The organism is Pseudarthrobacter sp. S9, assembly GCF_050156545.1.
Classification (GTDB): domain Bacteria; phylum Actinomycetota; class Actinomycetes; order Actinomycetales; family Micrococcaceae; genus Arthrobacter.
In genome coordinates this window covers 2718298-2729241 of record NZ_CP189576.1, presented here as the reverse complement: position 1 = coordinate 2729241, position 10944 = coordinate 2718298, and the positions used below count along the sequence as shown (strand labels likewise).

At 68.9% G+C, this 10944-nt stretch carries 9 protein-coding genes and 1 pseudogene; 6 read left to right on the top strand and 4 right to left on the bottom strand.

The features are described 5' to 3' along the window. Positions 1 to 7: 7 nt before the first annotated feature. Positions 8 to 673: an ArsR/SmtB family transcription factor gene (locus tag ACQCSY_RS12995; RefSeq protein WP_427129358.1), complete on the bottom strand. Its 666-nt coding sequence runs from the start codon at positions 671 to 673 to the stop codon at positions 8 to 10. 79 nt (positions 674 to 752) lie between these two features. Between ACQCSY_RS12995 and ACQCSY_RS12990 the strand changes: the two are divergent. Then, positions 753 to 2021, top strand: a pseudogene (locus tag ACQCSY_RS12990) (MFS transporter); the annotation flags it as partial. A 42-nt stretch (positions 2022 to 2063) separates the two neighbouring features. Here ACQCSY_RS12990 and ACQCSY_RS12985 read toward each other — a convergent pair. Beyond that, on the bottom strand, positions 2064 to 3746 hold the full coding sequence (locus ACQCSY_RS12985) for a DUF7059 domain-containing protein (RefSeq protein WP_427129356.1): 1683 nt from the start codon (positions 3744 to 3746) through the stop codon (positions 2064 to 2066). 22 nt (positions 3747 to 3768) lie between these two features. After that, positions 3769 to 4542 (bottom strand): MerR family transcriptional regulator, encoded by a 774-nt coding sequence (locus tag ACQCSY_RS12980; protein WP_427129355.1) that lies wholly within the window; start codon positions 4540 to 4542, stop codon positions 3769 to 3771. Between the two features lie 190 nt (positions 4543 to 4732). On the opposite strand from ACQCSY_RS12980, the gene ACQCSY_RS12975 reads away from it, so the two are divergent. The 3 genes from ACQCSY_RS12975 (at position 4733) to ACQCSY_RS12965 (ending at position 6416) form a co-directional block, all read left to right on the top strand. Continuing rightward, entirely contained in the window at positions 4733 to 5194 is a 462-nt protein-coding gene (locus ACQCSY_RS12975) for a hypothetical protein (RefSeq protein WP_427129353.1), read from the top strand. A 240-nt stretch (positions 5195 to 5434) separates the two neighbouring features. Beyond that, the gene (locus tag ACQCSY_RS12970) at positions 5435 to 5797 is read left to right on the top strand and encodes a hypothetical protein (RefSeq protein ID WP_427129351.1); all 363 of its coding nucleotides are present in this window, start codon (positions 5435 to 5437) and stop codon (positions 5795 to 5797) included. Between the two features lie 73 nt (positions 5798 to 5870). After that, entirely contained in the window at positions 5871 to 6416 is a 546-nt protein-coding gene (locus tag ACQCSY_RS12965) for a hypothetical protein (RefSeq protein ID WP_427129350.1), read from the top strand. 99 nt (positions 6417 to 6515) lie between these two features. Here ACQCSY_RS12965 and ACQCSY_RS12960 read toward each other — a convergent pair whose 3' ends face one another. Continuing rightward, complete coding sequence (locus ACQCSY_RS12960) at positions 6516 to 7409, bottom strand: rhodanese-related sulfurtransferase (protein WP_427129348.1); 894 nt, start codon at positions 7407 to 7409, stop codon at positions 6516 to 6518. A gap of 211 nt (positions 7410 to 7620) precedes the next feature. Here ACQCSY_RS12960 and ACQCSY_RS12955 point away from each other — a divergent pair, with 211 nt between their 5' ends. Together ACQCSY_RS12955 and ACQCSY_RS12950 are read left to right on the top strand one after the other, a co-directional pair. Continuing rightward, positions 7621 to 8313, top strand: a complete 693-nt coding sequence (locus ACQCSY_RS12955; protein WP_427129346.1) for a GNAT family N-acetyltransferase — start codon at positions 7621 to 7623, stop codon at positions 8311 to 8313. Positions 8314 to 8378: 65 nt separating this feature from the next. Further along, positions 8379 to 10832, top strand: a complete 2454-nt coding sequence (locus ACQCSY_RS12950) for a DEAD/DEAH box helicase (protein WP_427129345.1) — start codon at positions 8379 to 8381, stop codon at positions 10830 to 10832. Positions 10833 to 10944 lie beyond the last annotated feature (112 nt).

The following is a 10944-nucleotide window of genomic DNA, read 5'->3' as shown; positions in this document are numbered from 1 at the left end:
GGGCGTGTCAGGTGCCGGACCCGGGTGCGCTGTCGGCCGGAGCCCTGCCGCGGTCATCCGGGATCATGGACCACATGGTCGCCATGCGTTCCGCGCCCTCGGGCACGCTGTCGGGGTCTTCCAGCTCGTAGTCGCGCAGGAGGTCGAAGAGCCGCTCCGTCAGTTCGGTCCGCTGGGCCGGCGTCAGGTACAGCAGGTTGCTGGCCAGCACCACGGACGAGTCGGCCGGTTCGCCGCGCTGGCGCCGCTCGTCCCGGGTCTTGGCGTAGGCGGTGACGCGGCGGCGGTAGGCGTCCAGCTCGAGGTCCAGCACCGCGAACTCCGGGCTCGCCACTCCCCCGCCGGACTTGATGGTGAAGTCTGTGCCCGCGGCTTTCCAGCGGCGTTCCCGGGCATCGCCTGCGGTGGCCGCCGGAACCACAATGCCCCACTTTTGCAGGGCGCGCAGGTGGTAGCTCATGGCACTCGGGGTGAGGCCGGTCTGCGCGGCGAGTTCGGTGGCAGTCCGGCTCACCTGGGTGGAATACAGCTCGGAAATGACTTCCAGCCGGGCGGCATGTGCGAGCGCCCGGATCGCCTTCGGATCAGTGATTTCCACTTTCTTTTCCGGGCGCTGCCGGCGTTTGGCGGCCGGCGGAACCGGCGACTCCGCCATTGGGGTTTCTGCATTCACGAAGCCAGTCTATCGAGCACCGCCAAACTATGAAAGAAATGCTTGACATCTTAATTCGCAAGCGGGTAGTTTGCAATTTATGAAACAGGTACTTCATAAGTTGCCGGCGGATGCCCGGACTGCCCAGCCGCTCTGGCGCAACCGCGACTTCCTCCTCGCGAGCAGCGCCCGCTTCGCCGCCACCGCCGGCATGGGCGCCGTCGTCGTCAGCGTCATGCTGCACCTGCAAAACTTTGCCGCCGCCGGCCAGACTCCGGTTGCCGGGCCCTGGCTGGTGGCGGCCTACCTGCTCTGCTCGGCCCTGCCGCTGGTACTGCTGGCCCCCTGGGCGGGCCGGCTGGCGGACACCCGGGACTCCCGCACGCTGGCCACGGCATCTTCCGTTGTAAGCGCCGCCGCCGTCGCCGCGATGGGCCTGGGCACGCAGTACCTGGACAACTACGTTCCGGTGCTCTTTGCGATGACGTTCCTGCTGGACGCGGCGCAGGCGGTGGCCGGGCCGACCTGGCAGGCGCTGCTGCCGCGGATCGTGGGCGAGGAGCGCGCTCCGCGGGCGATGGGCACCATGCAGGCGAACATCATGATCGCCGGCATGGCCGGACCGGCCGCCGGCGGACTGCTCAGTGGCTGGGGTGGATCCGCCCTGGTGTTCACCGTTGCCAGCGGCTGCTACCTGGCCATGGGTGTGGGCGCCCTGCTGATCGGGACGCGCCGCGGCACTGCTGCTGAACGGGCCGGTGCGGAGAAACCCGCCCTGCTGAACGGGTTGCGCCTGATCCGGCGGGACAGCCTGGTCTGGGCCCTGGTCCTCGGCGCGCTGTTCTTCATCACCGTCGGCGAGGCGACCAATGTCCCGGAGGTGTTCCTGGCCCCCGGCGAGCTGGGCGCCACCGAAACGCAGTACGGCCTGCTGGCGGCGGCGTTTGGCCTTGGTATGGCGGCCGGAGCGGCACTGGCGGGCCGGATCCGGACGCCGCCTGCCCGGCTGCGGGTGCTCCTGCTGTCGATGGCCCTGGCCTCGGCCTTCCTGGGAATCATGGCCCTGGTGCCGACGGTGGAGCTTTTGTTCGTGGCCTACACCGCGATGGGGACCGCCTGCGGCGTACTGACTGCGTGCTTCGGCGCGATCGCCATCTTGCGGATTCCGGACAGCGGCCGCGGCCAGGCGATGGCGATCATCGGCGGACTGACGCGGGCCGTGTCCATTGCCGCACTGGCCCTGGGCGGTCTGCTGGGCGCGCTGCTGCCGGTGCGCCTGAGCTTCCTGGTCACCGGCGCGGGCGGAGTCCTAGTGGCCCTGGCCGTCGCGGCATATGTCCTGCCACGCTTCGGCAACGAGGGTGCGGCCCCGGCCGGGGCCCCCACGGCCACGGCCGCGGCCGCCGAAGTATCAGGCGGGCAGCAGGAAGCCGTCGCGGACCAGGTTCCCCACTTCGGCCAGGAGCCCGCTGCGGAAGGCCCCGGCGTCGAACCCTTCATAGCCGCCGAGAAGCGCTTCGAGGGCGCCGATGATCTGCCCGGCGGAGAGGTCGCCGTCGCACGCTGAGACGAAACCGGCCAGCTCGGTGCTCAGCAGGTTGGTGCGTCGCAGCCCGGCGCCCTGGCGTAGCAGGATGACGCCGGGGTGTTCGGCACCGGGACGCTGGTGCCGCTCTTCGGTGACGTCCTCGGCCACGAGGAGGTGGGCGGCTTCCAGGTCGTTGGCGGCCAGCCAGTCGGCCCGCTCGACGGCGGCGCCCAGGTTCGGTCCGACGGGCTGTTCGATCGGATAGGTGATCTCCTCGAAGCGGGAGAGCACCGGTCCTGTGCCCGCCGCGGGCCGGCGCAGCCAGATCATGCCGAAGCCGATACCCTCAACGTTGCGGGAGGCGAAATCGTCCAGGTATGCCGCGTAGGAGACCTGGTAGAGCCGCCGGTCACGGTTTTCCGAGGCGTCCTGCAGCCAGGTCTCGGCGTACTGCTCCGGCCCTACCTGCTCGCGCTGGATGAACCACGCATCCGTGTCCGGACTGGCCCAGCTTTGCGGCCGTTCGGCCCATGAGGTCCCGGCCGCGATCTCCCAATTGCCTAGAAGCTGGGCTGTTCCGCCCGGGGCGAGGACCGAGGGCAGGGCCCGGACCAGCGAGGCGACGATGTCATCCCCGGCGAGGCCGCCGTCGCGGTAGGTGAACTGGTCCGTGACGGCTTCATCAAGGCTCCTGGGCGTGATGACGAACGGCGGATTGGAGACCACGAGCTCGAATTCCTCCCCTGCCACCGGTTCCAGCAGGGATCCCAGCCGGAGGCTCACGCGGTTTTCCAGATCGGCCGGGTCCACGTGCAGCTCCGCGGCGTTGAGCAGCAGGTTGAAGCGAGTGAAGGCCAGGGCGCGTTCGGAAATGTCGGTGGCCGTCACGTGGTCAGCGTGGTGCAGGAGGTGGAAGGTCTGGATGCCGCAGCCGGTGCCAAGATCCAGGGCCCGGGCAACATGCCGGCGGGCGGTGACCTGCACCAGGGTAGTGGAGGCCTGCCCGATGCCCAGCACGTGGTCGTGCCGGAGGATACCGGGACGCTGGTGGGCCGCAAGGTCGCTGGCCACCCAGAGGTCCGCTCCGCCGCTGCCGGTTTCTTCCCCTGCGGCGGCGTCCCCTGCGCCTTCGCCGTCCCAGCCGTAAGGGCGCAGGTCCGCCTTGGCCTGGACCAAGCCCTCCGCTGACGCCTCCACGAGGCCCAGCTCCAGCAGGCCCTCCGTGCGGATGCCGGGCAGCGCGGCGTCCAGCGTCTTCGAACTCTGCGGCTCGGCCAGCAGCCACAGGCGCACGACGGCGGCGAGCGCCGCCGTCGTCGGCTCGCCCTGGGCGGCAGCCTCCGTGACGATCAGCGCCGGGATGAGCTGGTCCCGGCCAAGGGCGGTGTGCGCGGCCCCGCCGAGCAGGGCCGCGACGCCGTCAACCGTGTAGCCGACGGCCTGAAGGTCCGTGGCCAGCGCCGCAAGCCGGCCCGGCAGGTCGCTCCGGGGAGCATCGGGCGTGATGCCGGCCGTGAACTGCGTTGAGGGAGTCTGCGCTGAGGAAGGCTGTGCTGAGGGAGTCACCGGACAAGTTTAGTCCCGTGGCCTAAAGGTGTTTCTCCGCGTAGATCCGGAGGGCATCCCGGACGAAAGCCGCCCCGGCCGCACCTCCATAGTTCGCGGCGAACCGGGGATCGGCCACGTACATCTCGCCGAGGCCGGTCACGTACCCCTTGACGTCCCTGTTCCCGCCCGACGGCCCATGCGATGCCGCGGGGGTGCCGGGGATGCCGGTGAGCCACTCGACCTGGCGCCGCGCCAGCTCCTGCGCCTCGGCGCTGTCCGGCCCGACGCCCGATTGCGCTGCGGCGATCCAGTCACTGCCCAGCTGCTGGGAGTGCCGCTTCCAGGCCTCTTTCTCGCTGGCTACCATTCCGCGCCACCAGGCGTCGCCGCTCGCGTAGGCGTCCTTGCCCCACCGCTCCTCCACCTCGTCCTGGTACCGGGTGTGGTCGAAGCCGTCAAACATCTTCTCCGCCATGATCTCTCCTCTTTCTTTTACTGCTTCAATGGTTCGCCGGACCGAGGCGATCTGCCGGGCCAGCCTGTCCTGTTCCTGCTCCAGCCACTCGAGGTGGCGGCCCAGCGCCGTCGCGGCATCCGATTCACGGCCGATCACCTCGGCGATCGCCGGCAGTCCGAGCCCCAGCTCGCGCAGAAGCAGGATCCGCTGCAGCCGCACCAGCGAATCCTGGCCGTAGTAGCGGTAGCCGTTGTCTCCGGTCCGGCTGGGCTTGAGCAGTCCGATGTCGTCGTAGTGGCGCAAGGTCCGGCTCGTGGTGCCCGCGATTTTCGCTATCTGCTGTACGGACCAGTCCACAATGCCTCTTTCCGTTGGTGTCGGTAGGTGCCGCTGCGGGCCATGGCGCGCCCGACACTTCGACTCTAAACATTGACGCTGCGTCAAGGTCAAGGGGCCGCCCGGCCGGGCCTCCGGCAGGCCGCCTGCCAAGTCGCGGGGCGCCCCAGCCCCGGCCGGAGACTCTGCTCCAACACGGTAAGTTGGAGGCATGGTTTTCCGTTCCCCTCGCACTCCAGAATCCCGGATGCTCCGGCGGACGCTCGCCGGCTCGGCTGCCGCGGCCGCCGTCGTGCTGGCCGCAACGGCGTGTTCTCCCGCCGGTTCCATTGAATCCGCCGATGTCCCGGCGTGGAAAGCCACAGCCATGCCCTCGGCCAGCCGGATCGTCCTGGAAGATGCGGGCAAGATCCTCAACCGGGATCCGATCGTCAAGGACGCGTCCGGCGTGCCGGCCGGCAGCTACACCCTGACGATGAGCTGCGACGGCGGCGGCAAGGCGTTCTTCGCCGTGACCCTCGACGGCAAACAGCTGACCGAGGCGGGCGCGGCCTGCAACGGCAGCCGCGAAACGGCACGAATCAAGGTGCCCGCGGCGGGCAGGGTACAGCTCAGCACCTCCAGCGTGGACGCCCCGCTCATCTACGCCTACCAGCTAGTTCCGTCCGAGTAGCGTGCCGGTAGGCTCGGGGCATGTCAGCTATTGTGGGTATGCACTGGATTCCCCGCGGGGCGCTAGTGCTGGCTGCGGCCTCCGCGGCTGTTGGTCTGGCCGGGTGTGAGTATGAGGACGACGTCGATACGCCCCCTGCCGGCGCGGCGGGCCAGTCCACCCGCGCCGCCCCGGCCGGGACCCCGCTCCCCACCCGGGATCCCGCACTCGACGCCGCCGAGGCGAAGAACACTGCGGAACTTGACCGGATCCTCGGCCCGGGCGCCCTCGACGCTGCTGATCGGCGGTTCGGGCAGCATTGGCGGAGCCGCCGGCTCCGGAGGATTCAGCAGTTCGGCACGGGCCGCGGACGCGGGCACTTACACCGTCACCGTCGCGTGCGTCGGCGCACCGGACGCGCGGCTGTTCCTGCAGCAGGATCCCCGCAGCGGCGGCGACCGCCTCGAGCTTGCTTTCGACTGCGCGGCCGTCGCCCAGGAGACCGTGGAACTCGAAGCCGGACCCGTCACTGCCACCGTCATGAGGTTCAACGGCGGCGGCTCAGGCCCCGGCACCGGGGCCGTGGCGGGCATCCGGATCGTCCCGGACAGCCCCCGGCCCTAGCACGCAGGCCCGGACCGCCACAGCGGACTTTGGACCTATGGCCTTTCATCGGGGGCGGGCCTAAAGTCAGGGTATGCCCACCGTGCCGGCAACGAGGGCGCTGCGACAGCGCACCGCGGCTGCCGCCGTCGTGCTTTCGATTGCGCTGCTTCTCGGCACGGTCCTGACCGGCTGCGAGTATGACTACAGCGACGACCACTGGGACGATGACACGCCCTCCGCGTCGGCACCCCCGTTCACGGATGCGGCCCTGCCGCAGGACCCCCATCTGAACGAGCCGGTGTCGGGGAAGGAACTGGACGACTGGGTCGACGACGTGCTACCCGACGCCGCGGGCCAGGTGTTCCACACGGGCTACGGCTCGGTGGACGCCGGCGTGACCCGGAATGAGACCACAACCCAGTTACCCAGCGGCACCTACGCCCTGACGTTGGCCTGCCGGAGCACGGGCCGGGTGTCCTTCACCGTCCGCAACGGGGAGGAGCCGCTCGTGGACCTGAGCCTGCGGTGCGGGACGTCGAGGGTGAACGTGGTCCATCTGCCGGCGGATGCGGTGCTCACCATCCAGGTGGCCGGCCGGGCGGCGGCGAACTTCGCGTACCGCGTGACCCGGATCTGAGGAGGAACGGTAGCCTGGCGCGACGAAAGTCGCGGTCGACCTGAGGCGGCAACCTGAGGGCGTGACCTGAGCCGGGGCCCGACGCCGGCCGGGGAGGCCTCAGGCGGGGCAGCCGTCGGGGCAGCGCAGGGTCTCCGGGCTCGCGGCGCACTCGGCACAGTAGAGCGTGAGGGTGCGGCAGCTCGGGTTGGAACAGTTTTCGAACTTGCTCGTGGGTGCCGCGCAACGGACACACTCGCCGATGGTCTTGGCATCGTCGCTGAACTCGAGGTGCATGCGCTTGTCGAACACGTACAGCGAGCCCTCCCACAGGCCCTGGTCCTTGAAGGCCTCGCCGTAGCGGACGATGCCGCCGTCGAGCTGGTAGACCTCCTTGAACCCGCGGTTCACCATCAGGCTGGAGAGCACCTCGCAGCGGACGCCGCCGGTGCAGTACGTGACGACCGGCTTGTCCTTGAGGGAATCGTACTTGCCGGAGTCGAGCTCCTTGATGAAGTCATGCGTCGTGGCGACGTCGGGGACGATTGCGTCCTTGAACTTGCCGATCCGGGCCTCGAAGCCGTTGCGGCCGTCGAAGAACACGACGTCGTCGCCCGCCTGCTTCTTGATCTCCACGAGCCGGTGGAGCTCCTCGGGCGAGACGTGCGTGCCGCCGCCGACAACGCCGTTGCCGTCGACCGTGAGCTCGCCCGGGGCGCCGAAGGACACGATTTCGTCCCGCGCCTTGACGCTCAGCCGGGGGAAGTCCTCGGCACCGCCGTCGGACCACTTCACGTCAATGCCGTGGAAGGCCTTGTATTCACGCGTGGTCTTGACGTACTGCTTGACGGCTTTCAGCTCTCCGCCGACGGTCGCATTGATGCCGTCCTTGGAGATGATGATGCGGCCGGTCAGCCCGAGTTTTTCACACAGGGCACGCTGCCAGAGCCGGACGGCCTCGGGGTCAGTAAGCGGGGTAAAGCCGTAAAAGAGCACGATCCTGTTCAAAGCCACGTATTTAAGGGTACTTGGTGGGCCAAAAGCCGCGGACCAGCAGCCTTGCTGCGGCGTTCGCCCGGGACCCGGCCCGGCCTCTGGGGCTGGGGCGCCGGGGCGCCAGGGGAGTCCGGCGGAGTCCCCTGGAGACGGTCACAATTGGGTAAGCAGGCGCCGTTCCCGGACCCGGCCCCTGTTGCTTGTGGCACGGCTGGAATACGCTCATCACATGAGTCTTGACGCCATGGTTGAAGACACCACTCACCTGCTGGAAATCTGGGTTGCCGGATGGGCCGGCTGCCGGGGTTATGAGACCCGCAGGGAGGGACGCTTCCCGGCGGCACTGCGCGCGGACACGACGCGCGAATGGGAATATTTTGCCCATGACCCTTCCGATCCCGAGTTCGCTGAGCTGGCGGCCAAGACGGCTGAAGTACCGGCCAGAATCCTCACCATCCTGACCAATGATGTGGCCCGGTACACCTTCCTGGCGCAGAAGCACGGGCTCAATGTCACCTCGGCTTCCCAGACCATGATGATCGTGGACATGGAAACCCAGGACGCGGAGGATCCCTGGCTTTCCGACGACGATCTCAAGCTGGAGACGTCCAAGGCCAATGGTGTCCACCACGCAGTGGTCCATGCGGGCGCGGAGGTGGCCGTGAGCGGGCGGGTCTTTGTGGTGGGGCACACCGCTATCTTCGACAAGATTGTGACGGAGCCCGGCTACCAGCGACGCGGGCTGGGCAGCTTCATCATGAAGGCGCTGGCTGCCCAGGCGTTCGAGCACGACGTCGACTCCGGGCTGCTGCTGGCCTCGCTTGATGGCCAGCAGCTCTACTCGCACCTGGGCTGGCGCACGGTTTGCCACGTGCTGATGCTATCGGCCTCGGACGAAGGCTCGGACCTGTCGGTCGGCTGAGGGGCCGGCGGCTCGTTGCTCCACCCCTGCCCCTGCGATTTGAGGCCGGGTGAAACAATGTATGAGTGAACCCGCATGAATCCCTGATTCCGTTGCTGGGCCGCGGCCCGGACCCGGAACAGCTGCGTCATGTGCGCACCATCCCCGCCCGCCAGGCCGTCCATGCGCCGTGGCCGGAATGGGCCCACCCGGACCTGGTGAACGCCTACGGGTCCCTGGGAATCCACGAGCCCTACCGCCACCAGATCCAGGCCGCCGAGCTGGCCCACGCCGGAGAGCACGTCGTCATCGCCACCGGCACCGCCTCCGGCAAGTCACTCGCCTACCAGCTGCCTGCACTGGATGCCATCCACCGCTCCGAACTCCGGGTCCTTGCCGATCCGGGCAAGATCCACGACGACGGCGCCGTGACCCTGTACCTGTCCCCCACCAAGGCCTTGGCTGCAGACCAGCTGGCCGCCATCCGGTCGCTCAAGCTCCCCACCGTCCGGGCCGAAACCTACGACGGGGACACCGACCCCGCGTCCAGGCGCTGGATCCGGGACCATGCGAACTTCATCCTCGCCAACCCGGACATGCTGCACTTCGGGATCCTCCCCAACCATGCCTGGTGGGCGCGGTTCTTCCGCCGGCTGCGCTATGTGATCGTGGACGAGGCCCACAGCTACCGCGGTGTGTTCGGATCCCACGTGGCGAACCTCATGCGCCGGCTGCGCCGCATCTGCGCCTACTACAGCCCCGGCGGCTCCCATCCGGGGCCCGTCTTCATCGCCGCGTCCGCGACGGCATCCGACCCCGGGGCGTCCTTCGGCCGGCTCATCGGCGCGCCGGTCCAGGCCGTGTCCGAAGATTCCTCCCCACACGGCTCCACCACGGTCGCGTTTTGGGAGCCTGCGCTGACAGAGCTCCGGGGCGAGAACGGCGCCAAGGAACGCCGGACCGCCGTAGCCGAGACCGCCGACCTGCTGGCCAACCTGGTGTCCTCGCGGATCCGGACCATTGCCTTCATCAAGTCCAGGCGCGGGGCGGAGACGATCGCTTCCATCGCGAAGCGTCTCCTCGATGAGGTGGACCCCAGCCTGCCGCAGCGTGTGGCGGCCTACCGCTCGGGCTACCTGCCGGAGGAGCGGCGGGCCCTGGAAAAGTCGCTGCGCTCGGGTGAGCTGCTGGGTGTTTCCAGCACGTCCGCCCTGGAGCTCGGCATCGACATTTCCGGGCTCGACGCCGTGCTGGTCGCCGGCTGGCCGGGCACCCGCGCGTCGTTGTTCCAGCAGATCGGCCGGGCGGGCCGCGCCGGTCAGGACGCCATCGCCGCCTTCGTGGCGAGCGACGACCCTCTGGACACCTACCTGGTGAACCACCCCGAGGCGATATTCGACGTCTCGGTGGAAGCCACTGTCTTCGATCCCTCCAATCCCTACGTCCTGGGGCCGCACCTGTGCGCTGCCGCCGCCGAACTGCCGTTGGCGTACGCCGAGCTGCCCCTGTTCGGCGGCACGGCCGAGAAGCTGCTGGACCGGCTGGTGGCGCAGGGCTATCTGCGCAAGCGGCCCGCCGGGTGGTTCTGGACCCACGCGCAGAGTGCCGCGGCCATGGTGAACCTCCGGGCGGACGGCGGCGGTCCGGTGAGCATCGTGGATGCCGACACCGGCTCCCTGCTCGGCACCATGGATTCGCCACAGACGCACTACCAGGCCCACACAGGCGCCATCTACGTCCATCAGGGCGAGAGCTATGTGGTGGAGGACCTGAACGAGGACGATCACTGTGTGGTGGTGCGCCGGGCCAACCCGGACTACTACACCACCGCCCGGGACGTGACCCAGATCGAGGTGCTCGAAACCCAGCGCACCACCCAGTGGGGTGACGTGGCCGTGCATTTCGGCGATGTGAAAGTGACAACCCAGGTGATCTCCTTCCAGCGCAAGGCCCTGATTTCGAATGAGATCCTGGGTGAAGAACCCCTGGAACTGGGCGCCAGGGATCTGTTTACCAAGGCCGTCTGGTTTGTCATGGACAACCGCTCCCTGACCGGCGCCGGTCTGATCGAAGCGCAGTTCCCGGGGGCCCTGCACGCCGCCGAACACGCAGCCATCGGTCTCCTGCCGCTGGTGGCCTCCAGCGACCGCTGGGACATCGGCGGGGTGTCCACCGCCATCCACGCCGACACCGGAGTGCCCACTATCTTCGTCTATGACGGCCATCCCGGCGGGGCCGGCTTCGCCGAGCGCGGCTACGACAAAGCCAGGGTGTGGCTGGCCGCCACCCGGGACGCCATCAAGGCCTGCGAATGCGAGTCAGGCTGCCCGTCCTGCGTTCAGTCACCCAAGTGCGGCAACAAGAACAACCCCCTGGACAAGGACGCCGCGGTGACGCTGATCGATGTGCTGCTGAAGGACGCCACCGAACGGATGGACGCCGGGCAGCCGCACCAGGCGGCAACGACGGCGCACCAGGCAGCAACGACGGCTGCCCAGGTGCCCCAAGCAGATCACTCCGCCGCGCCGCTCCAGGCCTGAGCCGACCCCGGGCCCGGCGCCGACGCCGACGCCGGCGTCCGGGCCTGGGCCGGCGAACCCGGCGCGTCGGCACTGATGACGCGTTGGCGCTGTTGGCGGTCTCGCGGGACGG